26 protein-coding genes are annotated in these 23727 nt (G+C 37.4%); 2 read left to right on the plus strand and 24 right to left on the minus strand.

Annotated features, from left to right (window positions below; all coding sequences use genetic code 11):
- Nucleotides 1-813: 813 nt before the first annotated feature.
- The 14 genes from BMZ99_RS23165 to BMZ99_RS23225 all read right to left on the minus strand — a co-directional run bounded on the left by BMZ99_RS23165 (nucleotide 814) and on the right by BMZ99_RS23225 (nucleotide 14512).
- A complete protein-coding gene (locus BMZ99_RS23165) occupies nucleotides 814-3021 on the minus strand; it encodes an AAA family ATPase (RefSeq protein ID WP_175490679.1) in 2208 nt (735 codons plus the stop codon).
- 324 nt (nucleotides 3022-3345) lie between these two features.
- A complete protein-coding gene (locus BMZ99_RS23170; protein ID WP_090943549.1) occupies nucleotides 3346-3939 on the minus strand; it encodes a hypothetical protein in 594 nt (197 codons plus the stop codon).
- Between the two features lie 726 nt (nucleotides 3940-4665).
- The gene (locus BMZ99_RS23175; RefSeq protein ID WP_139214832.1) at nucleotides 4666-4998 is read right to left on the minus strand and encodes a hypothetical protein; all 333 of its coding nucleotides are present in this window, start codon (nucleotides 4996-4998) and stop codon (nucleotides 4666-4668) included.
- A gap of 121 nt (nucleotides 4999-5119) precedes the next feature.
- Nucleotides 5120-5518: a hypothetical protein gene (locus BMZ99_RS26820; RefSeq protein ID WP_139214833.1), complete on the minus strand. Its 399-nt coding sequence runs from the start codon at nucleotides 5516-5518 to the stop codon at nucleotides 5120-5122.
- Nucleotides 5484-6362: a DMT family transporter gene (locus tag BMZ99_RS23180; RefSeq protein WP_090943556.1), complete on the minus strand. Its 879-nt coding sequence runs from the start codon at nucleotides 6360-6362 to the stop codon at nucleotides 5484-5486. Before BMZ99_RS23180 ends, BMZ99_RS26820 begins: the two co-directional genes overlap by 35 nt.
- Before the next feature lie 356 nt (nucleotides 6363-6718).
- Nucleotides 6719-7063: a hypothetical protein gene (locus tag BMZ99_RS23185; protein WP_090943559.1), complete on the minus strand. Its 345-nt coding sequence runs from the start codon at nucleotides 7061-7063 to the stop codon at nucleotides 6719-6721.
- A 330-nt stretch (nucleotides 7064-7393) separates the two neighbouring features.
- On the minus strand, nucleotides 7394-7666 hold the full coding sequence (locus tag BMZ99_RS23190; RefSeq protein ID WP_090943562.1) for a hypothetical protein: 273 nt from the start codon (nucleotides 7664-7666) through the stop codon (nucleotides 7394-7396).
- A gap of 248 nt (nucleotides 7667-7914) precedes the next feature.
- The gene (locus BMZ99_RS23195) at nucleotides 7915-8691 is read right to left on the minus strand and encodes an AraC family transcriptional regulator (protein WP_090943565.1); all 777 of its coding nucleotides are present in this window, start codon (nucleotides 8689-8691) and stop codon (nucleotides 7915-7917) included.
- Between the two features lie 5 nt (nucleotides 8692-8696).
- Complete coding sequence (locus BMZ99_RS23200) at nucleotides 8697-9293, minus strand: LysE family translocator (RefSeq protein ID WP_090943568.1); 597 nt, start codon at nucleotides 9291-9293, stop codon at nucleotides 8697-8699.
- Between the two features lie 218 nt (nucleotides 9294-9511).
- The gene (locus BMZ99_RS23205; protein ID WP_090943571.1) at nucleotides 9512-10645 is read right to left on the minus strand and encodes an epoxyqueuosine reductase; all 1134 of its coding nucleotides are present in this window, start codon (nucleotides 10643-10645) and stop codon (nucleotides 9512-9514) included.
- An 84-nt stretch (nucleotides 10646-10729) separates the two neighbouring features.
- Nucleotides 10730-11110: a tautomerase family protein gene (locus BMZ99_RS23210; protein ID WP_090943573.1), complete on the minus strand. Its 381-nt coding sequence runs from the start codon at nucleotides 11108-11110 to the stop codon at nucleotides 10730-10732.
- Between the two features lie 65 nt (nucleotides 11111-11175).
- On the minus strand, nucleotides 11176-11673 hold the full coding sequence (locus tag BMZ99_RS23215) for a MarR family winged helix-turn-helix transcriptional regulator (protein WP_217645139.1): 498 nt from the start codon (nucleotides 11671-11673) through the stop codon (nucleotides 11176-11178).
- A gap of 211 nt (nucleotides 11674-11884) precedes the next feature.
- Entirely contained in the window at nucleotides 11885-13648 is a 1764-nt protein-coding gene (locus BMZ99_RS23220; protein ID WP_090943580.1) for a hypothetical protein, read from the minus strand.
- Nucleotides 13649-14125: 477 nt separating this feature from the next.
- Nucleotides 14126-14512, minus strand: coding sequence for a MerR family transcriptional regulator (locus tag BMZ99_RS23225; RefSeq protein WP_090943583.1), 387 nt, complete (start codon nucleotides 14510-14512; stop codon nucleotides 14126-14128).
- Nucleotides 14513-14651: 139 nt separating this feature from the next.
- Between BMZ99_RS23225 and BMZ99_RS23230 the strand changes: the two genes are divergently transcribed.
- On the plus strand, nucleotides 14652-15368 hold the full coding sequence (locus BMZ99_RS23230; protein WP_090943618.1) for an SDR family oxidoreductase: 717 nt from the start codon (nucleotides 14652-14654) through the stop codon (nucleotides 15366-15368).
- Between the two features lie 224 nt (nucleotides 15369-15592).
- Here the strand turns inward: BMZ99_RS23230 and pcp are convergent, their stop codons facing one another.
- From pcp to BMZ99_RS23260, 6 genes are all read right to left on the minus strand, one after another.
- Nucleotides 15593-16237 carry a pyroglutamyl-peptidase I gene (gene pcp, locus BMZ99_RS23235; RefSeq protein ID WP_090943587.1) on the minus strand — a complete coding sequence of 215 codons (645 nt, stop codon included), beginning with the start codon at nucleotides 16235-16237 and terminating at the stop codon, nucleotides 15593-15595.
- The gene (locus BMZ99_RS23240; protein WP_090943590.1) at nucleotides 16238-17164 is read right to left on the minus strand and encodes a DUF979 domain-containing protein; all 927 of its coding nucleotides are present in this window, start codon (nucleotides 17162-17164) and stop codon (nucleotides 16238-16240) included.
- Nucleotides 17161-17859 (minus strand): DUF969 domain-containing protein, encoded by a 699-nt coding sequence (locus BMZ99_RS23245; protein ID WP_090943594.1) that lies wholly within the window; start codon nucleotides 17857-17859, stop codon nucleotides 17161-17163. The genes BMZ99_RS23240 and BMZ99_RS23245 overlap by 4 nt, the downstream gene beginning before the upstream one ends.
- A 46-nt stretch (nucleotides 17860-17905) precedes the next feature.
- A complete protein-coding gene (locus tag BMZ99_RS23250) occupies nucleotides 17906-18589 on the minus strand; it encodes a Crp/Fnr family transcriptional regulator (RefSeq protein ID WP_090943597.1) in 684 nt (227 codons plus the stop codon).
- A 371-nt stretch (nucleotides 18590-18960) separates the two neighbouring features.
- On the minus strand, nucleotides 18961-19266 hold the full coding sequence (locus BMZ99_RS23255) for a hypothetical protein (protein ID WP_090943600.1): 306 nt from the start codon (nucleotides 19264-19266) through the stop codon (nucleotides 18961-18963).
- A gap of 88 nt (nucleotides 19267-19354) precedes the next feature.
- On the minus strand, nucleotides 19355-20167 hold the full coding sequence (locus BMZ99_RS23260; protein WP_090943603.1) for a C45 family peptidase: 813 nt from the start codon (nucleotides 20165-20167) through the stop codon (nucleotides 19355-19357).
- 181 nt (nucleotides 20168-20348) lie between these two features.
- On the opposite strand from BMZ99_RS23260, the gene BMZ99_RS23265 reads away from it, so the two are divergent.
- Nucleotides 20349-20900, plus strand: coding sequence for a biotin transporter BioY (locus BMZ99_RS23265; protein ID WP_090943607.1), 552 nt, complete (start codon nucleotides 20349-20351; stop codon nucleotides 20898-20900).
- A gap of 40 nt (nucleotides 20901-20940) precedes the next feature.
- Here the strand turns inward: BMZ99_RS23265 and BMZ99_RS23270 are convergent, their stop codons facing one another.
- The 4 genes from BMZ99_RS23270 to BMZ99_RS26070 form a co-directional block, all read right to left on the minus strand.
- Complete coding sequence (locus BMZ99_RS23270) at nucleotides 20941-21801, minus strand: Cof-type HAD-IIB family hydrolase (protein ID WP_090943609.1); 861 nt, start codon at nucleotides 21799-21801, stop codon at nucleotides 20941-20943.
- A 238-nt stretch (nucleotides 21802-22039) separates the two neighbouring features.
- Nucleotides 22040-22396 carry a MerR family transcriptional regulator gene (locus tag BMZ99_RS23275; protein WP_090943612.1) on the minus strand — a complete coding sequence of 119 codons (357 nt, stop codon included), beginning with the start codon at nucleotides 22394-22396 and terminating at the stop codon, nucleotides 22040-22042.
- Between the two features lie 669 nt (nucleotides 22397-23065).
- A complete protein-coding gene (locus tag BMZ99_RS23280) occupies nucleotides 23066-23404 on the minus strand; it encodes a hypothetical protein (RefSeq protein WP_090943615.1) in 339 nt (112 codons plus the stop codon).
- Nucleotides 23405-23582: 178 nt separating this feature from the next.
- Nucleotides 23583-23714: a hypothetical protein gene (locus BMZ99_RS26070; protein ID WP_407670203.1), complete on the minus strand. Its 132-nt coding sequence runs from the start codon at nucleotides 23712-23714 to the stop codon at nucleotides 23583-23585.
- Nucleotides 23715-23727: the final 13 nt, after the last annotated feature.

Below are 23727 nucleotides of genomic sequence, written 5' to 3' on the forward strand. Positions count from 1 at the left end.
ACATACCGCCTCCTCTACACCGGAGGGTTCTTTGACGGTGCTTTCCAAGCTCTTCCCGTCTTCCATGGCCTTCGCCTAAATTCCCAAGGCTCGGCTCCCTCTACATTCCTCGTTTCCAAGGGGCTTTTTAACGATGCGACAGAGTTCACTTCATGTTGCAGTCTATATCTTTGCTCGCCCTGTTTCCAGGTACTTTATCCTCCCGCTCAGCACCCCGCATTTCTGCGACGCACCGGGATTAGCTACCCAGCCTCTTGGCAGTTACCGGGATGGGACTTTCACCCATAAGCACAGCCCAGCTTCGCTGGACACACGAAATTAAAAAGCGCATGCGAGGTCTATTCAACCTACACATGCGCTTTGCTTCATCTGGATTGCATGCAGACGCAAAGCCTCTGCCAATACACTACAATGCTATTATCCCCCGAACATACCATCCCTTGTCTTCAAGGAAAGTTCACGGTATAATAAATTGTCGTCGTAGACAGCTAGCTGTTACGTGTAGGTGCCTGTTCACCTGCTCGTGCCTAGGAGTGTTACAGCACTCTTAGGACACGGCGACTTTTTAATTTCCACCTATTACTAATTATATTCCTTTTTATGGGGATTGCAAGGAAAAGTAAGGTGGAAAAGTGTTGTAATTTTGTAAAAAATGAAGGTATTGAACTGCCCGCTGTAGTGGGCGGTTTTTCTTTATTAATTTTTTCCTTGCGAATCAAGGGATGGCTCCGAGACTCATGTATCTTTAATTAACGACAGAGCCAGAGAACCGTATCTTGACTCTTTTAGAGAATATACAGTTCAAATACTATACTAAACTGTAGGTAGCTTCAAATCAATATTTCCCATCATCATCTTATAATGTCCTGCATTTTCAGTTAACTCAAATATTTTCTCAAAAACTTTGAGATATTTTGCTATAGTATCGGGACTTGAATCTACATATAGGTCATCATTTACAAAATGTGATCCATCATTAATCCATGACATTAGTGATCTACAAATTACTCTCTCTTCCGAATCAAATTTATTTATTAAATCATCATCACCTAAATGTCCAAGTATCTTAAAATAATTCTCAATTATTCTTCTCATAGTATTTTGTATTGTTATTGCATTTCTCTCAGTATGGTATTTTAATTCTTGCCACAACAGTTCATATGAAGTTTTTATTGGATTGGATTCGTAACTTTCTATTTGAGAAATTGAACCTTTTTTCCTTAGAATCCAAAATGTTTCGTCACACAACTTATTAGTGCCACTTCGGTTCTTACAAAATGAAACCTCTTTATGAAAATAGATATTATGGGTAAGAATGAAGACTTGTTTTATATATCCCTTTGCCGCTCTTACATCGTCAATAAGCCCTCTTATTAGATTACTTACAATAAATAATACACTACTATCTAGACTAGAAATTGGATCGTCAAATACAACAATTTTATCAGTTGTTATTGTATCTGCATCATTGCTACCTTTAAGCAAATGATAAAAATAAAGAAAAGTAATGAAAGTTTTTTCCCCCTCACTGAGAGTATCCTTTGCATTTTCACCATTGTCACGTATTATTTTATAATAGCCACGCTCATTTGCTTCAATTAATTTAAAGCTAAGGAAGCCAAATGAGGTAAGAATTTTATTTATCTCGGTAATAGTAGGGACAATGCTAGTAATTTTACTTTCAATTTCTTGGATTTCTCCATTTATCCTTTTTTGGGCAGTATATTTTGTCTGCAGCGTCCCATTAATTCCAATTATAGCTTTCTCATAACTATTATGTTTCTCTAAGTATCTTTTATAATTGATACTATTTTCTGTAGCAACAAAACGCCATATTTGAGAAATTAATATTTTCTTTCTTTGAGCAATATTATCTATTAAATTATTGTGGTCAACTATTTTTTTATTCGCTGAATTAATGGTTTCATGAATAATATTGAACTCATTAATAAGCGAATCTAATTTAATACAATTACTTAGCTCTTTAATTTTCCCATCTAATCTAGTTCTATTTGTTTGATATTTTGCCTCAATAAGTCGTTCTTGCTGTTCAATCATAGTACTATCTAGAAATTGATTTCCATTACTTAATATAGAAGCAATTTGAAGTAAGGCCGAATCAACAAAAGCTAAATAACCTTGTATTAATATTTTAACTTTTTCTGTTTGTTGATTATAAGTATCATTAAAATATTCTTCTAGCTGCGTTCTTAAATCCTCACCTGTCTGTTGTTGACAAAATGGACAAATACCATCTGATAGTTTGTAATATTCATACCCTTGCTTGACCCAATCGCTATTATTTAATCTCTTTATTAATCCTGAGATATCAACATCTTCACTTCCGATTATTTTAGCACAAAGTATAGGATCGGATTCGATTTTATTTAAATCTTCATAATTTATTTTTCTCAATGTACTGATTTTCTCTTTTATTGAACCAAATATTACATTCGATTGTGTTTTGAGTTCATCATATGTAAATAACTGCTCCGTATTTTTTGATTCTTGTTTACATTTTTCTTTAAATGACCTTTTGGAATTTCTAAATCCAGAAAATGCGTCTTGAAATGACTGATCATATTTCTGCTTTATTTTCCAGCAATTTTCTTCATATTCATTTTCATTAGTTATACTTTCATTCTTTTTTTGCTCAAGAGTTTGGGTTAGTTTAATTATCTCATCACTTATTTTATCAATTTCGCACTTTTTAAATGCAATCTCTTTTTGAGCATCATGGGACTCTTTACCAAGAGTGAAAATTCCTTTTATATCAGTACTCTGATAAAAATTTTCATTGATAAAATTCCCGTTATAAACCACTGATTTAAGATCTGTATTGTTTTTCCATGTAACTTTGCAAACAGAAAAACTACTAGGTTTACTTATTATCTTTGAAATAGTTGTTTTACCACTACCATTTGCACCATAAATAAAATTGACATTCCTTAGATCAGAGAGTGTAATGCCATTATCGTCAAAACAGCTTCCCACTTTCCTCACTTCAATTTTCTCGATCATAGCACTCATCCTTCCTATATTACTATGCTCATATGTTGCATTTTAGCTCGTAGATAGTTGCTTATTATCTCTGATATTTAGACACACCAATTCTTTTGGCATAACCACTCGCTCAAAATTCTGTTTGATATATATATTCCCATATAAATACAAAATTCCTGCCAAATCCAACAGGATTTGACAGGAATTCTCTCTATTTTTAGCCTTTATAAATGATACGATTATGCCTACATTTGGTAATGGAGAATTATTTTAATGAATATACACATTGGACAGGTGTTCGGCAAGACGAACTATAGCCTTGCAAATCCACCTTTTTTTACATCATTGCTTGTCCGTAGGAAGTTCTATTTTCTTTATAGTTACAGGAAACTTTCCAATAAACTTTGGATCAGGTATATCAATAGCAAGAGCAGAATCTTGATTCATACATATCTCTGGAGAAGTGTCGTTTCTTTTAGGTGACTCAGCTGTAACATAAAATATTGCTGATGGACTATGTTCACCATATGTTTTATTACAAATAATTACTTTATCTTTTACTTTAAGATTATATTTATTACCAGTCACAACTGATATTTCCCATTTTTTTATATCTACATCATTTATTCCAGATATGGCAGATTGTTCTTTATTAATAGAATTATTTGTCAAACTCTGTTGCAATTTCGAGATAGAGTTTTGTACTTCCGTAAGTTTCTCTAACGTTTCTTGATCTGCGCTAGTATATAGTGCTACAGGTTTAGTGATTTTTCCTTGTATTTTTTCGTTTATATATTCTTTAGCTGAAACAGAACTAGAATATACATATGCAGTAGATCCAAAAACAACAGCTATGGCACTCATTGCTAATATAAATAGTGACCATTTCGGATAATTATTCATCAAATTAGAAAGAGCTTGCCAAAGAACTGCCATATAATACAAAATCCTCTCTTTTTACAATAGTTTACCAAATAATATTATAGTATTTTAAACTAAATGTAAATATTTAAATTTTTATGAATTCAATTGGTCTTTTCAAGGGACAAGCCTCTTGAAAAGACCAATTGAATTTTTTTTTTACAAATATCTAGATCTCTGATTAACCTGCAGCTTCTTTTATCGCTGTAAGGGGGACCTGGGGTCAGGCTTGAGTTATTAATAATTTGATTTATGTGACTAATACAAGATCATGAGAAAACCACTCAATTTTGTCATAAATCAAGCCCTCCCCTAAGCTTTCCTATTATCGAAATAAAGGCAAGAATGAATCAGGTGGCGGTTCTTTGACTTACTAATTGAATTAGAAACAATTACATATCACTATTTTATTTCCAAACTTCTTCCGCTTCTTAATTGACGTAACACAGATTCTTCTATCAGTTCCAATCGATCTTGTGAAATCGATTGATTGTAGTTCATCATCTTATCTCACTTCTTCCTATAAATTTTCTACAAAATTATATGTTAACCGTTCCTAACCTCACCTTATAGCAAATTCAGAGAGCAGTTCTCCAAATGCCAAATAAAGCCACAAAGATAAACTATGAGATTCCATAAAAAACAAAAATATCCTGCCAAATTCTTGTAAAATCGGACAGGATATTTGTATTTATTATTTATCATTAAGCTATTATACTTCGTCAATGATTTAGAAACAGATTACTGTCCTACGACAATATCATGTTTCAATCCTTTTTCAGACAGCCATTTCACTAACAACTCTTGAATCATGATTCTTTCCTCAAAAGAAAGAATCTCAGCTTTTCTTTCTTTTATATAATATCGTTTAGTAATATGCTTTGTTTCACCAAACACGAGTATATCTAAATCATCTACCCCCGACATCTCGCAGCCAATGGGAACGATAGACAATTTATCAACATAGTATATGGTCGCGCCTCTACCATAGCTTTTCCAATGAAATCCTGAAACTTCTAAATTTATAGTATCTTGAACCATTTTTTTTAATACAAGCTCATCTATCGTATCCATGATTATCTCACCTTTTAAAGCATTTGTATCTCTATTTATCTTTGAATTAAAGTAATCAATGGTGTGTAGCTTTCTATCTAATTCCAATACCTTCGAATAGCAGCGACACATTTCCTCCTCATCATAAGCTCCTCCGCAACTTCTGTCCGCAATTGTGGCAATACAGATGCATTAGACTGCTGGTGATCGAATGACAATATCTGCAGCTCTTGGTCAGCAGCCGATTCCCTACATAGGTCATCCCACCCAAGAATGCTATAATCATAGAGCTACCCAAAAAGTGAAAAAATCCGCTGGCTATGACTGTCCATGCCGTAATACCTAGTTCCAGCCCCCACCAATGCACCCATCCATGCTGCACGGTTTTCATCTGTGGGTTCCCATCAATACCACAGAGCGGGCAATATTTTAAAATACAAAACTCCTGCAATGTTACAATAGTCAGTCGCAGCTGATGAGATCCGAGAAAACCACTACTGTCATTCTTATGATTCCATTGGCTGTTTTTCCTTAGAAACATACAGACCTAAAAATATTATAATGGCACCAATAAACTGCAGCCACCCAAAGCTCTCTCCGAGAAATAGGTAACTGATTGCAACAGCAAAGACTGGTGGCAAGTTATTATATAATGATGCTTTGGTGCTGCCTAATATCCCTGTGCCCCAAATCCACAGGCAATTACCTAAGCATAAAGGAAAAAGGCCAGAATATAATATGCTGGCCCAACCTGGCCAAGGTACAGATTGCCAATCAGCTGCCAATACGGCGGGAAGTGATATAAGTAGGAAGAGTCCAGTAGAATTCAGAAGTATGTATGCGGTTATCTGATATGCCGAATAAGCATGTATGAGTAGACGAGAAAAGACGGTATAGTAGCCGTAGCTCATTTGAGCGGCGAGTAACATCAGTGCCCCAGTAATATGTTTTTCGCTCAGACTGATTTCTTTTCCTGTACCAGCCACCATAATAATGATCCCCCCAATCGAGACCAGTATACCAACCGTCGCCGCCGTATTAATGCGTTCCAGTCGGTGAAAGTGGTTAATAATGGCTACACTGACTGGCAAGCAGCCAAGAATGAGCGATGCGTTGCCAGCTGTTGTAATCTGCACTCCTGCAGTAAAAAAAAGTTGAAAGAAGAAAAAGCCCAGACTAGAAACGAGTAATACTTTCCAATCTTCTCGCTGCAGCGGTTTCCAATTCCCTATGCGCCTTAGCACTCCCCAGCCAACTACCAACGCAACCAACATACGAATTGCATTATAAGGCATAGGATCTACATACAGAAGACCAATTTTCATTGCTGGCGGATTGAGTCCCCACAAAAAAGCAACAAAAGCTAAAATTAAATGAACTTGCATTCCTGCCACCCCCGATTCCTTTCCTTTGCAATATAGCACTGTAATATTAACCTGATTATCTTATGCTACGTTACTCTCCTTGTGGCTCTCCTCACCCAAGTTTCCGAGGAACGATTCGCACGACGAAAATTTTTATCCGTTATTATATCCTATAAGCGATACCTTTTCGTTACTACAATCAATTAATAATTAACTGGTGAAAACTCACATTTGGAAGTAATTTAAAACACAGGCGTATCACAATGAACAAAAATCCTTTGCGTCTTTTTTCAAATGAAGAGCCCCCTGTCGTAAAATGCTACGATTCGGGGGCTTGGTCTATATTTAATTGCTACTATTTATGTGCACGTATTTAATTATATTTTAGCCAAATCATATTTATAAATTGGATTTATAAGTTCCACTATTGATACAATAGCATTATTATAACCTGACATTTTTTCAATCTTTTTTTCATCTAAAATTTCTTCATTTTCAAACTGCCTACCAATATTTTCGACTATTCCCATATATTTTCTTACAAATATATCTTCACTCATGATTTTAATATCTACCAACATTTCATTATAAGCTAATAATTCACCCTCATCATTTTCCTTATACTCTATTTTATCAAATATATTATTGTCGATTGTAAATTGTATTTTTCTCTTAATAATATCTTCTATGGTGAAATGCATTACTTTTCTATTATCTAGCATCTGTACTTCTCCTTTGTCAATTTAGTTACGCTAAAGCAACGGAAGTGATCCGAATATAGTTCTGAAAACTCAAAAAGGATGGTTCTTTAAGTTACTCGAATTTTTTAATATCTCATCAATGTAAGGCACAAAAACCTTTCATTTCGTCTAAAATAACTGGAATCAGGCTCTAGCTATTAATAATTTGATTTATGTGGCTAATACAAGATCATGAGAAAAACAACTCAATTTGCTATAAGTCAAGCCTAACCACAATTGTTCTCCAAATGATTTTACTTTCATCATCAGATAATAACGCATATGCTCCCTAATATTTCCTGTTTTAATGAATTATCTCCCTCTTCTAAAACTTCCTCTGCCATGGTAGGTATCCATCGAGCAAGTAAAATGTTTACCACAGCTTTTGCATCGAATTACATGAGCAATTAAATCATCAATCCAAAAACCATTTTCCTTTTTGGTCTTATCTAAATCACAAGATTTCTCTATAAGTATGAAATTACCTGTATTCAATAATTCCTGAATATATGTCAAACAGTTTAAGTAATCTTTTGGGCTATTAAAAGATTCTCTTAATGTAATATTATTACAGTCATCACACACAATTCCCACCTGCCTTAAAACTCAATAGGACAGTTCTTTTGAGTTATTCTCACCTCTTAATATCATCACAACAATATAGGACACAGATACATTCGCCACCATATCAAAAAAATACGAACCGCTTGGAAATGGTTCCATCGGGTTAGTCCCACAGCATTCTATTATATAAGTTATAAAATTCCATAAAAAAACAGAGAATTCCTGCCAAATTCTTGTAAAATTGGACAGGATATTTGTATTGTTTATATCTAATTCAAGTGTGATATATATTCAAACGCTGTTATTCCATAAACTCTTTTAAAATGCTTATTGAAGTGAGATAAGTCAACAAAACCGCATTCTGCTATAACCGAGTAAATGTTCTTGTTTTTTTCTAGCAACTGCTTTGCACGATTTACCTTATAAAATATAAAATATTGATATGGTGAAGCTCCGGTATTAGCTTTAAATAACCTAATAAACTGAAACTTTGACAAAGAAATTTCTTTGCATATTTCATCAAGACTTATCACTTCATGTAATTTAGAGTAAATCATTTCCTTTGCTTTATTAACTAACTTATTCTCTCTTTTATAATTTGTAAAAATATTAGTTGGATTAAAGTGATCGACAAGGGATAGGAGCAGTTCACTGCACAAGGCTTCATCTTGGCCACTCTGAATTGCACTTGAAAGAGTTAAGATACTATTCCTAAGAGCCCCATGATATACAACTGGGGATGTAAAACGAACCAAATCTTTTTTCCCTAGTATATCCAAAAATAGTTTCGGCTCAATATATAACATAACATAATCAAGACCTGAACTATCATGTGCCCTGCCGTCATGTATTTGTTCAGGATTGAAGAGCATAACCCCATTCTCATAGGACAAATGAAAACTGCCGTCTAAATTATACTCTTGAATGCCACGCAGGGTTACACCTAATGCATATTCTTCATGACAATGCTTCCTATAAGTGAAATCTGTAAAACTCGCTGATAGCGCAGTGATATCTGATAATTTTTTATATTTGAATCGTTCCATTTCTGTCATCTCCTAATAAGGTCAACCAATCCTGAGCCCATTATAGCAGAATATATCAGAAAAAGTGACATACTTACATTAACCAATTTTTGATACTTCAGCAAGAGCTCCTTGAACATCGCCCCGAAAATCACCCAAGTGACAAATGCTAAAAAGCCAATAGCAGTAATCATTGCAACAAATAGTGCTAATAGATGGGGTTCAGCGTAGTATGGCATAACAAAACTGGGGATTACCGTCATTGTGAACAATACGACCTTAGGATTTATAAACTGCATGATGAATCCCGACCTAAACGTTGCAACATGTTCTTCAGTTGACCCTGCTGTATCCATTTTGTATATCTGATATGCCAAATATAAAATATAAAGAGTTCCTATTGTCTGCATTACAATCAATATTTTCGGTATTACGGCCACAAGTATGGTATTTAATGTGGCAGAGATGGCAAGCAAGGCCCCAAAGGCAATTGTTGCTCCATACGAATATTCCATAGCTTTTTTTATTCCAAATCCCTGCACCGTAGACAATATTACAACATTGGTAGGTCCAGGTGTAAAGGTCATAATAACGCAGTATAGTAAAAAAGATGTAATGTTCATGATATATAAGCTCCTCTAAGTTAATATCATGAATTATACATCAGCATAAATAAATGAAGATAGTACATTATTGCAAGGCTGTAAAGTAATCCATATCCGTCTGGCAAAATGCACTTATGAACAATGCCCTCTGCCCTAAGGCACAGGGCTTAAATATAATCTAGCTTTAGCAGCTCTCTACGAATCAGCTATCCTCAATTAAAACTACAATTTACTCACTAAAGCGCTAATAAAGCGGCCTCAATCTCTTTCTTTACATTTCCGCAAGTCTCTAGGCTTCTTTTTGTTTCCAGTACTTGCTTTGCTAAATTCCCGCCAATCCTCCCCAGAGCCCAGGCAGCATATTCTCTCACCAGCTTCTCCGGATCATTCATAGCCAGCTCCAAATCAGGAATAAAAGCTGGGTCTCCCAAATTTCCAAGGGCGATCGCTGCATTTCTCTGAAAATATTTCGGTTCTTTAATATAGTTATACATGAGCGGCTGCACCCGTGTTTCATAAAATTCATCCGTCATGTTCAACATTTTTGTAAGACTAAAATCTTGGGATACCCTTACTAGGAATTCATCGTCCGGCAGCTTGGCCTGCAAACGTTCCCGGTTACGAGGACAGACTTCCTGGCAAATATCGCACCCATGCACGTGCGTACCCATTTTTTCTCTGATTTCAGGCGGAATATGGCTACTAAGACCAGCTGGCTTGCCATCCTGCGTAAACCAGGCATTAAAGGCGATACAACGGCGTGGATTTAGTTTCTGCGGTTCATAAATTGCCTGCGTGGGACAGGCTTTTATACAGGCCCTACATCCTTCTGGACACCCCGTTTCAAGGGTCGGAGTATCATACTCCAGCTCCGTATCTACGACAATTGAACTGAGCACGATAAACGAGCCAATTCCATCCGCATAAGCAAAATTATTTCTGCCATAGGTCGTCACACCAGCTCTGGCTGCCACCCACCGTTCAGGCAAAAAAATTCCCTGCCCTACCTGGCAACCTGCTTTTTTCACAAAATCCAGCATCAGCTGATATCGGCTGCCATTAATACGATGCGAAGGTGCATTATAACTTCTCGCCTGATAAACCCGTCCGACCTTGCCGAGCAGAGCCTCCGGAAAGGCTTTCTGAGAATAATCCCATACCAGAGAAATAATAGACTTTGCCGACGGCATCAGCTTTTGCGGTTCACAGCCTTCCACCGGACGTCTGGGGTCCTGAACCAGAAAATCGTACATGGGTCCTCTGTCTTGCAGAATCGCGACATGATCGGAAAAGCGATCCGCCGTGGTAATCCCCACTCGGCTATAGCCCAAGTCCAATGCGAATTCCTTGATTTTTTTTGTTAAAGACATCGTTATTGCCTCCTCCCTGTAAACTCCTATCGATTTTATTACCTTTGCTTATGGTTTATTGATTAACAGTCAAATCTTCTGAGGTCATGCATAGGAGGCAAGTCCATTACCAAATGACCAGTTTTCCTTTTTTACCTCAATTAAATTAATAAATATATCTTCCGGTCGAATTTCTAATCGTGCTTTCAGCTGCTCAGCAATTTCATGATAAAGAGCCTTCTTTAGTTCAACTGTCCGTCCCTCATTTAGTGTTATTTGAATCATAATCATGTCATCGGTCCGGTTTATCCCCAAGTAACTTGGATCATAAATTAAATCTGTTTTACGATGATCGGTCATGACCTGAAAACGATCCAGTGGTGGACAATTGATGGTCTTCACCATGGCATCATGAATGCTATTACTGATTGTCTGCTTATATTCCTCCAGCTTCCCTTCCATTAATGAAATTCTGACAAATGGCATTGTCTTCATCCTCTCTTTTATCTTTTTTTTACAGTTGTGTATATACACATCATTAGAGAAAATTTTTAGAAACGTAAGGATTCTATTTTTTGCAGCGCTTTCTTAAACACATCCAACTCTTCCGGAGTGAACAGTTCATCCACAGCTTGCTGCGCTTGCGCCCAATAAGGAGCCGCCGCTGCAAGAATCGCTTGGCCACTCTCTGTGATATGCACACGGCGAGCGTGGGAATTTTCTTCTGCAGTCATACCCACCAGCCCCATTTTTTCTAACGGTTTTAAGTTACGCACCAGCGTTGTGCGCTCTAACCGTATAGCCTGGGAAAGTTCATTCATCGTAAGCGGTCCTAAGCGTTTAAGATGATTCAGCAACGAATATTGAGTAATCTTTAGACCACCGCTAGATTCCAACGACTTATCATAAAACTGGGTAAGAGCCCGTGACGCCCGACGCATATTAGTGCAATTGCAGACACTAGGTGTCTTCAGATTTTCTTTTGCAATCATAGAATTCTCCTGCTTTATTTCAATATTTCCAAAAACAACATCATTGTGTATATACACATCTATGAAATAAATCATACTTTTTTTCTTTTTCTTTGTCAAGAAAAAAGGTCAAGACGAAAGTCACCGAATTCTTTTTAGAGCTTTCTCTTTCACGATGTACAAAAATCCAACGAATTCCTTTGAGAATTTCGTTGGATTTTTATCTGTCTTAATCGTTTACTATCTTATTTCCTTAGACTACAGGCATTCATAACCATGTGAATTTACACTAATTACTTTTGCTCAGAATCATTTCAAGCAGTCCTCTTGCGGCTTCTTCTGGACCCTTTCGCTCCCAGCCTGCAATACTCAGCCTAGTACGCATTTGACCAACGAATATCCCTTGCTGGAAAAATGCCTCAAAATATTTCTTAGCGATGATTTCATGAATTTGTCTGTATTGAGATGGACCAAATACATTCGCAAAATAGGTTTGAACCAAACCTGTAGACGTCGTAGTACCTTTACTCATAACTGCGCCCGATCTGAAGACATTAATTGCCTCTGCAGCATTGGAAAATTCCTCAATAATCGGATGCTCCTCATCAATCTGATCAAAATTATTACAATATAATAGGAAATCTACTTTATGTCCTTTGGCTATTTTATCATACGTAGTGACCGGCAAAATCGTCCGAGCATTCTTCTGACTTGGGTTCATAATGATGGCTCTATCAATCTGACCAAAAGCGTAGCCTGGATTTAAGTCGTCTAAGCGAACATAAGCCCCTATTTCAGTACCATAACCAATAACCTCACCGTTCTCATTAATGGACAAAGATCCCATATCATCTGCAATAACAATGATATCTTGAATATACTCTTCTCCAAGAACACGAAAAGCTTCTAATGTTTCGGATTTTCCTGCTCCCGTATCCCCCATAACCAATACATTCGCTTCCTTATTTCCCTTTAGAATAATTCTAGCCATCGCACCATGGAAGGGCATTTTCCCTTTTTTCATCATTCGTATATTATGCAAGGTAAGAGCCATTTTCTTCAAATAACCGAAATACCCAAACTCGTCTCGATTGGGAATTGCCGCCACTAACATTTCATTCTCATTATCCTCATAAAATACAGTAGGCAGCTTCGTCAGATCATCCAAAACCCTACCCGGTACACCAAAAAGGAATACGGCATCTGGCTGTTTCTCAAGTTCATCATCATCCGCTATTTCAAATAGATTACACAGAGAGAAACCTAGTTCAAAAAAGCGATCCTGAAAATAAATATTAATAACCAGCGGTCCCACCTTTGCAGGATAGCACAGCCACTCCTCTGCATGAATATCTACTAACTCCAGTGGATTTTGATCAATCCTCTCAAACTTACCTGTCCGCTTATTCATGGGAGGGTCTAAAACCAAAGGCGGATAGATGCATACCTGACGAATCATCTGAACCTGATTTAGTTTTTCATAGATCTTACCCGAAAAAGGTACAGCAGCACTTGTACTGATCGCCGCCAATTCCGCACCAGCCGTTACCTGTCTAAACACCTTTGGATGATGTGTTATATTGATCTGCAAATCTCGATATGTCTTTCTTACCAGGTGATTTAATTTTTCTATTGTAGAATGGAATGTTCGATAAGGTCTAGTTTCCAACCCATCGCCTTCCGATTGGCAAACAATAAAGCGAGTAAAATTCCGCCAATAATTATATAAGTATTGAACAAAATCATTCAGCAATTCTGGCTCCCTAGAAAATTGCTCAGAACCTTTTACAACCTGACTAACAAGGTTGACAGGCATTTTACATATGTAATGAAACGTATCGATTAAGATCTTAATATCTTCCTCTTTAATATCATCCTTATTCTCAAAAATATCTAATAAAATAGATTTTCGCTTCGATAGTTCCTTGACTGCCATGGTGAGTATGGTAGCAAATAAATCACTACACAATAGCTCTTCCGATGTATCGCAGACCCTATTTTTCAGTTTAATGATAATTTGTTTGTCATTGATTTTACTTGAAATCATACTCACCGTTCCACTCCTCCACATTTTTCATGATCCATTCAACATGGCTCATCGATTTTTCCATAAACTACTGGTAAACCTTATACTAATTGATTCTGATTTTAAAGATTCCTAGCTTTTAAAATGTGTTATATGAACTTTTATTTTTACAGAAATTGGTTACTAGCGAATATCATTATCTTACCGCAATTTATTGATATGGTAAATACTTCTAATCAAAATTCCACAAAGATATACTGTATACCGAGTACTTATGTGCTCATACAAAAGACTTTCTCATTCTGCATAATTGTCTTCTATACCTGGTAAATTTTATAGCGCTGGGGTCACGCTTGAGTGAACTGCCCCTTATGCTAGAGAGATGATATAATCTAACATAAGGGGTATTTTATGCCAAAGGAATAAATGAACAAAAAACCTGCGATAATTCGCAGGTTTAATTAGTTTCCAAAATTCGAGAGCGTGCCTTGCCAGCCTCTACCGCTACCTTGGGGTTGTATCGTCCGAAATGTCTTGATTTATGATTTCAAGATAATGTTTCACCTTTTTTTCCATAAACTTAACTCTTCTCGCTGCCTCTTCCAACTGCTCTTGTGCAATTTCTTTGTATTTCAAAATAATTTCATAACGGGTAAGAATTGAAGAATCTCCTTCTAGGTATAGATCAACAAAGTGTTTGATATCCTTGATTGACATACCGCAATCTTTAAGATACTTAACCCTTATCAGCCAATTAAGAGATGCTTCGTCAAAAAGACGAGTGTTGTATTTGTCGCGTTGTATGTTCGGCACCAATCCCTTGTCAGTATAAAATCGGATCGTATGCTCTGTGAGATTTATTTTCTGCGCCACTTCTTTGACTGTGTACATTTTTCTACCTCCTTTTGGGAAAAACCCTTGACTTCGTGTTACTCGAATGCAGTACAGTAAACATATCACGAAAAAGAGGCAGAGTAAAGTGATTCTAATTGCCTCTAATCAACAAGAGATTAAAGGGAGGAGAAATACGATGCCATTAAATTTCTCAGATCAAAGCGTCCCTACCATTCTGCTCATCGCAGCCTCACGTGGTCTCGGTCTCGCGATGGCCGCCGATTTTCTAAAGAAGGGCTGGAAGGTAGTTGGAACGGTTCGGGAAGGATCGGGTCGGACGAAGTTGCACGATCTTGCTGATGAATTCAAGGATCGACTCGAAATAGAGCAATTAGATATCTGTGAGCAATCCCAGGTCACCGCGTTACATGAGCGCTTATCAGGCAGAACGTTCGAGATGCTGTTCGTGAACGCCGGTATTACAAATAATGAGAAGGACACAATTGGTGAAGTGACAACCGACGATTTCATACGCGTCATGATTACGAACTCGTTGTGTCCTATGCGCGTCGTTGAGTCGCTGCAGGATCTCGTTACTGCAACTGGTTTAATAGGAGTGATGTCATCCGGGCAAGGCAGCGTCGCAAATAATCTCACTGGGATGCGCGAAGTCTATCGCGGCAGTAAAGCGGCCTTGAACCAGTTCATGCGGAGCTTTGCCGCCCGAAATGCCGATTCCTCGCGTGCGATGGTACTGATGGCTCCAGGGTGGGTGCGAACCGAGTTAGGAGGGCCGGATGCTCATCTCAGCATTGAAGAAAGTGTTCCAAACTTGGTGAACACTCTGCTCAAGAAGCAAGGAAATCCCGGTCTTGAATACCTCGATTATCTCGGCCGGACTGTTCCGTGGTAATTACGATCCTTTTTTCTACTAGAGGCTGTCATTACACTTGCACCTTTCTAGGTTCTTTGCTGTAGCCTCAACGACAATGCTCGCATCACCGATTTTAACAAAAGGAAGAATCTTTTATACGTAAATAAGGGCACAGGCCGATTATTAAAAAGGATACCAGCTTTGGTATCCTTTTGTCTTTAAAATTTAAGCATTCAGTTCAGCGACTAGTAGAATCCTGTCTATTAGCAAATCGTTCCACCAGTCAGTTGGCAGTCTTCTGCTGTAGTTAAAGCAACTTCAATCGCGATTTCCAAACCACGGACAATCATATCTAAACTCATACTGGGTTGACCTGGACTACGTGAAACTTGTTCAGGAAGATACGGAATATGTATAAATCCTCCACGGCGTTTATTACCTTCTATACATAGCTGATGCATTAAGCCGTAAAAAAGATGGTTACAGACAAAGGTGCCAGCTGAGTTAGACACACTAGCAGGTACTCCGTTTTCACGCATCACTTCTACCATCTTCTTAATCGGCAATGTTGACCAGTATGCAGTGAGACCAAAGGGTTCAATAGGCTCATCAATTGGGTTGTTGCCTTCATTGTCTTTTATTCGGAAATCATCAATATTGATTGCAACCCGCTCTGGTGTTATTTCCATCCGTCCGCCAGCCTGACCTACCGCTATGATAACCGCTGGATCTATTTTAAAAATAGCCTCCCTCAGCGCAACAATAGCCTTCCGACGAACTGTTGGTAACTCGCAAATCGTTACAACGGAGTCAGCGATTATGCGTCCGTCCAATTTTTTTATTGCTTCTAGTGCCGGATTTACAGATTCTCCGCCAAAAGGATCAAAACCAGTAACAAGAACTTTCATCTATTTCACCCCCGGAAAAGCTAAATAATACATCAAAAAAATATTAATCAATAACAAGGGAAGCGCCGTAACTATTTGACTCTTTATAACCCCATTTTTATCACTCATTTCCAAAAGAGCTGCAGGTACAACATTAAAGTTCGCAGCCATAGGAGTCATGAGAGTGCCGCAATATCCAGATAACATCGCAATAACACCAGCGATCGCCGGATCAGCTCCATGTAGTTTAATAACAAGTGGTATGCCGATACCTGTCGTTATTACGGCAAATGCTGCAAAACCATTGCCCATAATCATGGTGAACAAAGCCATGCCAACACAGTAAGCAACGACTGTAGCTAACGTACTTTCGGTGGGAACGATGGAAGATACCATTTCCGCTACAACATTCCCCACACCGGCTTTATCAAACAGAAAGCCAAGAGCAGCCAAGAATTGGGACAAAATAGCAGCCCAGCCAATTGCATCAAGCAATCGACGACCTTCATTGCTAGCGCAAGTCAGGGTTTCTTTCGTCATAAAAAGTGCTACTAAAAAACCCGCAATCGAACCTATTCCCAAACCGATCAAGGCTCCTAAAGTAGTAAATGTAGCTACTAGAAAAGTAATAATCGGAACGACTACTGTTGGAATAAATAACAGGTTCCCATACTTTTTAGCTTCGGTGATTTTACTTTCTTTAGAAGTTTCACCATAAGACCCGATACCAATTCGTTTTCCGCTGGCAATCATAGCCATTACTACAACCATTCCACCAACGATATATCCCGGAATTTCTTTCCCCCACATGAAAGTAACACCATAAATCGCCCAAAATAGAGCTGTACCCCATTTAGCTTTATGATTTTTATCAAAAACGGTATAAGCGCTAAACACAAATAACAGAAAACCTATTAAATAATACAAATGATCTAATGTTATTTTCATTGCGAAATACCCCCATTGCTCTCGCTTTTAATCACCTCATCAAGTTTCTTTGACATTCTTCTGTCAAAGAATGCATACCGAGTGCCAGCAATAATCAGTGCGACGACCCCAGTAGGAACTGCATAGAGAGCCATAGTGATTAAGTCCACCGTATACCCTGTTTGTTCCATAACGCCTTTAATTAATAGCAGCCCCCCTGCGGCAATAAACATTAACTGTCCAAAAAAATTACCATAGTTATCAGAACTGGCAGCCATTCCTCTGATTTCGTCTAAAATACTTTGTGGTAGAATTCGTCCCTTCGCAACAGCCGCTTCTGCCATTGGAGAGACGATAGGTCTTATAAAGCTAGGATGTCCTCCTAAATGCATACCAAATGCTCCTGTAACTTGGCGAAATATCATGTATAGCAGCATAATTCGCCCGGCTGTTGCTCCCTTTAGGTTTAAAATAAACCTTTCAGCTTGTTCCTTAAGGCCATGACGTTCCAAAAGGCCAATGACCGGAAGTAATAAAATAAATAATGACATGTAGCGATTGGTCACAAAGGCTTTACCAATGACATCTAGTATCTCAATGAAATTCATACCTGAAACCAGACCTGTTGCAAAACCAGCTACTATGACTACTAATAAAGGATTAAAACGAAAAACAAGACCTATTACTACAATAAAGACACCAATAAGTTTGATCATTTCTTAATTCCTCCTTGTCATTACATGCTAGCTTCTTAAGGTTGTACTACTGGATACGATCGGTATAACTCACCAAGGTATCCATATCATTTATAATAATTTTCCGATTCCGAATACTGATTAATTTTTCTTGTACAAACTTCTTAAGCACCCGTGTCACTGTCACCCTTGAACACCCTACATTATGTGCTAGCTCATTCTGAGTATAGACTGTTGAGATAATACTTGTGTTTTCTTCAACATTTGCATTATCAGAGCATGCAGTCAACCTGAGCAATGCTTCTGCAATTCTCCCCCTGGAATCGTTAAAGGTATTGTTAGTTAACTGAAGTAACACAATATGAAATTTTCTTGTCATACTATTAATTAAATACTTATATACCTCAGAATTTTTTTCTATCGTTTTATCGAGGACCTCTTTACTGATATATGAAATCTGAGCATTTTCCTTTACCCGGCATACATAATGTAATGCTCCCCCGCCCAATAAGTTCATTTCACCAAATATTTCACCCGGCCGCAGGATATAAAGCTGCTTTTCACGGCCTTGAGAACTAACAATACTCTTAACGATCTTACCTTTAAGGACAATAGCAAATGAATTACAACAATTACTATCAATAAAGTGATTTTTTCTATACGTTTTTATAACGCCAAGCTTTGATAAATCATTTTGAAAGTACTTGCGCATTTCGGTTTGTTTCTTATCGTCAAACACATCTTGATACATTTACACCACACCTTAGTTCAATGTTTAACAGTATTGTAGCATATCAAACCTGGCTTATATCCTGTAAATTCATCCTTCTTCCAGTATGACCCATTGCCTCTTCTTACCAGAATATTTTATTTCTTAGTCCACTAAATAAACTTTACTAGAGCTCTCTGTTATAATTATAAACAGGTTTAATAGCAAAAAATGTATACCACGCTACCTTTTTAGTATTAATTAAAACTCTCTCTATTATCTGACCCTATATTCCATTTACATAATAAAAATAAGTGCGAACAACTAAATTTTTTTATTTAGTGTTCGCACTTTTATAGTATTAAAGGAACGTCTCTGACTATCAGAAACAATCTTATTTTGTTGTTATAATGTTATTGCTGTTTTCCTTCTAAAGCAGCAATCTTTGCTTTCAAGGTTTCTAAATCCTGCTGCAACAGAGTAATGCTGTTTTGCAGGTCTTGAACTTGTGTTTTTGAAGAGCTGTCCGAATTCGTGGATGTAGGTTTAGACGATACTACCGCCTGTATTAGCAGGATGTTTTGCCCCACTGCTTCTACAAAGTTTCCCAAAATACTTAGTTGCTCTTCGCTAAGCTTATCAGATGCCAATATCGCGAGTAATGCGGCCAGCAGTACCTGCTGCTCAAAGTCAAGGGAAAAGAGAATTGATTCTTCCATCGGCAACCCACCTGAAACATTTTATAAACTATATGATGACACTCAGCAATGGATAACTTAATTTTTTGTGTTTGCTAAAGATAACAAGTTAACCTAGCTGAGTGACGACAACACCTGCATCACCGATTTTAATTGGTGGTGCATTTTTGTCACCTGTATTTTCGATGGTTTCATTTTGTAAAGATATTTTCCAAATACAGTTTATATTCTTTGTAAGCCTGAAATATACAGTCTGATCTTGGGGGAGAAAGACCCAGGAGCATTGGGTGGGATAGTCTCCTCGGGTTTGGAAGGCGCTTTTTAAAATAGACATAGCTTGCTCGACATCTAATGAATTGCAAGCTTTTTTGAGTAGGCGGTCTGTTGTTACGTACCGCTCTGCCCCTACAAAACGTAAATCTAGTTTTGCTGTATCGGGATGCAGTACATGGGCAAAGTTGGTCATGACCTGCTGTTGTCCAGATATTTTTTGTTGTAATAGTTTGCCTTTAATGCCTTCGATAATGGTAGACTGACCGTTTTGTGCTGCAAAAAGGCTGTGAATCTTATAGTTTTCTGGAAGAGTTAACCTCGTTTTACTATCTAGTGCCATGATTTCATCCATTGTGATCCGTTCGTTTAAGTAATCAGCGAATAATTGCAGCCCATCGATCTCGGTTGACGCATGACATTCCTCAAGTTGACTGGCATCACCCTCCATATGTAATTCCTGCAGATTAACGAAACTGCCGTGCTCATTCATACCTACTAATGGCGAATATCCATCAAATACGTAAATATAAAAGCAGATAAATTTGACTGCAGCTGATTTTTCAATAGTTACTTTAATATCCACCATTGGAAAATCAAAATTCATCCCATATAAGGGGCGACCGTAATACGCGGCGAAACTTGTACACATAGAATTCGATCCTTTCCTGAATCATATTTTTTTCAGGGTCGACAATCGATACAGCGTCAGTTCATTATAGCGGATATTATATCGTTAACGTAATGACACATCAAGGTTGACAATGTAATTGTGGTGAATTATACTTTCCCTAATGATTGCTTGCTGAAAGATTGTGTTAGGGAGGCTTACTATGAATCAGCGAAGTGAATGCACCAATGTAACATACCCTGCTTTTTTTGCCGCGTTAACGGCTGTAATGAGTTTTATATCGATTCCGATGCCCTTTAGCCTAGTACCCATTACGGGTCAGACTTTGGCAGTCATGTTGACAGGAAGTATATTACCAGTTAGGCAGGCTTATTGGAGTATGCTGGCTTACTTATTGATTGGAGCAGTCGGAGTTCCCGTATTTTCCGGATTCAGTGGCGGAATTAGCGTTCTTCTTGGACCTACAGGTGGATATTTAATCGGTTATTTGCCCGGAGTAATGCTCATTGCTTTATTAAAAGGGCAAAAGAACACTCTTTGGTCTCTTGCCCTAGCAAATAGTATTGGGGGAATTGGGATAGTATATGTATTGGGAATCACTTGGCTAAGTTTGGTTACAGGCATGGGAATTCCAAAAGCAATCATGACTGGCGCACTGCCGTTTCTTCCCGGTGATATACTGAAAGTAATTGCAGCGACAGTTATTAGTGCGACAGTAAATAAACGGCTTCCAAAAGCTAGGATCTTGTCATAAAAATGGTTCCTTGTCTTCTCAAATTATCGTCCATCTGTCACTAGCGTTCTAATATGCGATAAATTGCTTTTGCGACACCATGTTCTACATTACTTGCTGTGATATATTTCGCCACCTCTTTAATTTCTGGTATTGCATTTTCCATAGCAAATGAATTGGGAAATTCGACGAACATAGAATAATCATTAAACCCATCGCCTAAAATAGCTACTTCATCTTTATTTATACCCATTCTTGCTGCAGCTTTGGCTAATATCCGTCCTTTGGTCGCATACCTATCATTGATTTCAATATTCGTTGTAAAACTAGACGATACCACGATTCCTGCCAATTTATTCAATTTTTCCCGTGATCCTTTTAATTCATCGGCTGAATCTGCAAAAGAAATAAATTTGCCTATTTCTACATCACTTTTCAAAAATTCATCGATATTGGTGATGTATTTCATGTTAACAAAATGGGGATGATGTAACGCATTTTGGTAAATTTCATTTGGATCTGTAATATGAGGCCGGAAGATCTTTGATCGTTTAATCATACTATCGAATATTTCTTCTTCTGTATTTGCTGTATAATATCCATCATTGGTATATATCTCAGATGCTAAATTACCCTCCGATAGTATACTTATAATTTCAGTTACCAAACTTTTATCAATATAAATTCCTTCAACGATTCTACCAGCACTATCCCGATACTCTCCCCCATTCAAAACTACACATTCACATGTTAGCCCATATTGGTCTAAGTATGGCTTAACATCATCATAGGCTCTACCAGTTGCAATCGCAAATTTTATTCCTTTTTCTTGGGCTGCATGAATCGCTTCTAGATTCTCCTTGGAAATCTTCTGGTCAAATATAAGTGTTCCGTCCATGTCAGATGCAATTAACTTTATCATTTTAAAATTCTCCATTGTATATTTTTTTTGTTTTTATCATCAGTTCTCTATCTTTTTCAGGAGTCCATGCCGATCTTTTTGCCAAATAGCAGGGACGACTCTGATGGGTCAATCTAATCATTAACATCTATTATCATCATTCTATATTTGTACTATTTCCTACAAGCATAAAGAACTCCTGCCAAATTTCCACAAAAATTCGGCAGGAGTTTTTTCATTATCATAAATGATGTGACTATCAAGATTTCTCAAGATCATCATAGTTTTCTATTTTACAAGCCAATCGTTCTCTTGTGGCCTGCAAATTTGCAATACGATCATCTAAACGGTTTAATTCTGTCAGTAAAAGTTCTTTCCTTATCTCCTTTGTTTTACTTCCCTGCTGATAAAGTTGGACATATTCAACAAGGACTTCTACTGGAACACCTGTTTTTCTCATGCAGTGAATAAATTCAATCCATCCACAGCTGTAATCGTCATAGTCCCGAATCCCATTTGATTTACGGGGAACAGGCGGGATCAAACCGACTCGTTCGTAATAGCGCAATGTGTCTTGTGTCATACCGTATTTCTCGCTGACCTCTGAAATTATCATTTGATTCACTCCTTCTTTTCATGCCAAATGGACTGCCTCTCATTCTTTCAAGTTTTTCCTTAATGTACTTGTTATACTCTAAGGCTATCACCTTGTCTTAACTCCAGGTCAAGTCTTTTTATTACAGCTAACAACAGGCTAAAGTCTAAATAGACTGAGAAGGCCTTGATTCAAATTATTTTGAGTGCAAGCAATCGACACAGTCTTTAAAAATAAGAGCGAAAAAAAATCACTAAGCCTATTGACTTAGTGTTAACACCAGATAATACATTTTACTTATCCAAAAAATATATTAGCATTTAACCATGTTATCGACTGCCGAACCAAAGGAATTGTACGTTGTTAAAGGTGCGAGACACATCGGCCTGTACGACAGAAAAGATCTTATCCCCTTCGACAAACTCGAGTCCTTCTTTAGAGCAAATCTAAAATAGTACTAGCCTTTGCATGCCAATCGTATTTTGAATAAAGCCGCTGTGTGAATTCCGTATATCTATTGGAATTCACACTTTTTGTCTGAACCACGAATACAACGGAACAAAAGCAATTGATAGTGTTTTTTATCTTATAGTCATCCATTGCATTACATTTCTTGGACTGGATACAACACAATTTTCGCAATTAACAATATCAATAACCTAAACTTCGTCTTGACATATCTTCCAACAATTAAATTTTCACTAATATTGTTGCGCCTGCTATATTATTCATATCGCTTGCACTAATAAACTGCACAGCTTGATTTACATAAGAAAGATCGTGTTCAATTGCTTTAGCAAATGTTTGAATAAGCTTTATTACATGTTTGACTCTGAATCCCTCCCGATGATAACCTGCCATACCAATTAGCAGGGTTCTTATCATAGAATAGTGGAGTACCAATACGGTATATTCTGTATAAATACTTCTTTGTTCATAAAGGATACTTTCTTGTGGACCAAGCGGAAATAAATTTTTATATACATAATTTACTATATAATTTTCCAATATATATTCATGGTTTTCCATGAACGGCTGATAGGGCGTGTCGCAAAACGTTTATTGAAATCGTTTTGCGGTACGCCTCTTTTTTAATAAAAAAGCAGAAATCTCTTGTTGATCGGAAGAAAAAAAGAAGTCGTAGCTAGATTATGGGCATAACAAAACAGAGGAATCGACTTCCCTTCAAAAAAATTATATACCGTTATCAGGACGCTTTGGGAATATGCAAATAACTTCCACAACGACCGTTTTGGATTTTGTTGTGGAGTTTCTTTAGGTTGTATGCCATGCACAGCAATAGAAATTCAGTATGCACTTTAACTTGACTACGCATCAAAAATCGCCGAAAG

It is taken from the genome of Pelosinus propionicus DSM 13327 (assembly GCF_900114615.1).
Lineage (GTDB): Bacteria > Bacillota > Negativicutes > DSM-13327 > DSM-13327 > Pelosinus > Pelosinus propionicus.

What these genes read in the sequence shown, in the direction of transcription:
- BMZ99_RS23260 (WP_090943603.1), bottom strand. Translation starts at nt 20,167, where the DNA reads ATGTGTACAAGTTTCGCCGCGTATTACGGTCGCCCCTTATATGGGATG.
- BMZ99_RS23170 (WP_090943549.1), bottom strand. Translation starts at nt 3,939, where the DNA reads ATGGCAGTTCTTTGGCAAGCTCTTTCTAATTTGATGAATAATTATCCG.
- BMZ99_RS23180 (WP_090943556.1), bottom strand. Translation starts at nt 6,362, where the DNA reads ATGCAAGTTCATTTAATTTTAGCTTTTGTTGCTTTTTTGTGGGGACTC.
- BMZ99_RS23210 (WP_090943573.1), bottom strand. Translation starts at nt 11,110, where the DNA reads ATGCCATTTGTCAGAATTTCATTAATGGAAGGGAAGCTGGAGGAATAT.
- BMZ99_RS23225 (WP_090943583.1), bottom strand. Translation starts at nt 14,512, where the DNA reads ATGTACACAGTCAAAGAAGTGGCGCAGAAAATAAATCTCACAGAGCAT.
- BMZ99_RS23270 (WP_090943609.1), bottom strand. Translation starts at nt 21,801, where the DNA reads ATGATAAAGTTAATTGCATCTGACATGGACGGAACACTTATATTTGAC.
- BMZ99_RS23265 (WP_090943607.1), top strand. Translation starts at nt 20,349, where the DNA reads ATGAATCAGCGAAGTGAATGCACCAATGTAACATACCCTGCTTTTTTT.
- BMZ99_RS26820 (WP_139214833.1), bottom strand. Translation starts at nt 5,518, where the DNA reads ATGTTTCTAAGGAAAAACAGCCAATGGAATCATAAGAATGACAGTAGT.
- BMZ99_RS23205 (WP_090943571.1), bottom strand. Translation starts at nt 10,645, where the DNA reads ATGTCTTTAACAAAAAAAATCAAGGAATTCGCATTGGACTTGGGCTAT.
- BMZ99_RS23275 (WP_090943612.1), bottom strand. Translation starts at nt 22,396, where the DNA reads ATGATAATTTCAGAGGTCAGCGAGAAATACGGTATGACACAAGACACA.
- BMZ99_RS23195 (WP_090943565.1), bottom strand. Translation starts at nt 8,691, where the DNA reads ATGGAACGATTCAAATATAAAAAATTATCAGATATCACTGCGCTATCA.
- BMZ99_RS23230 (WP_090943618.1), top strand. Translation starts at nt 14,652, where the DNA reads ATGCCATTAAATTTCTCAGATCAAAGCGTCCCTACCATTCTGCTCATC.
- BMZ99_RS23175 (WP_139214832.1), bottom strand. Translation starts at nt 4,998, where the DNA reads ATGGATACGATAGATGAGCTTGTATTAAAAAAAATGGTTCAAGATACT.
- BMZ99_RS23245 (WP_090943594.1), bottom strand. Translation starts at nt 17,859, where the DNA reads ATGATCAAACTTATTGGTGTCTTTATTGTAGTAATAGGTCTTGTTTTT.
- BMZ99_RS23185 (WP_090943559.1), bottom strand. Translation starts at nt 7,063, where the DNA reads ATGCTAGATAATAGAAAAGTAATGCATTTCACCATAGAAGATATTATT.
- BMZ99_RS23240 (WP_090943590.1), bottom strand. Translation starts at nt 17,164, where the DNA reads ATGAAAATAACATTAGATCATTTGTATTATTTAATAGGTTTTCTGTTA.
- BMZ99_RS23165 (WP_175490679.1), bottom strand. Translation starts at nt 3,021, where the DNA reads ATGATCGAGAAAATTGAAGTGAGGAAAGTGGGAAGCTGTTTTGACGAT.
- BMZ99_RS23250 (WP_090943597.1), bottom strand. Translation starts at nt 18,589, where the DNA reads ATGTATCAAGATGTGTTTGACGATAAGAAACAAACCGAAATGCGCAAG.
- pcp (WP_090943587.1), bottom strand. Translation starts at nt 16,237, where the DNA reads ATGAAAGTTCTTGTTACTGGTTTTGATCCTTTTGGCGGAGAATCTGTA.
- BMZ99_RS23255 (WP_090943600.1), bottom strand. Translation starts at nt 19,266, where the DNA reads ATGGAAGAATCAATTCTCTTTTCCCTTGACTTTGAGCAGCAGGTACTG.
- BMZ99_RS23280 (WP_090943615.1), bottom strand. Translation starts at nt 23,404, where the DNA reads ATGGAAAACCATGAATATATATTGGAAAATTATATAGTAAATTATGTA.
- BMZ99_RS23200 (WP_090943568.1), bottom strand. Translation starts at nt 9,293, where the DNA reads ATGAACATTACATCTTTTTTACTATACTGCGTTATTATGACCTTTACA.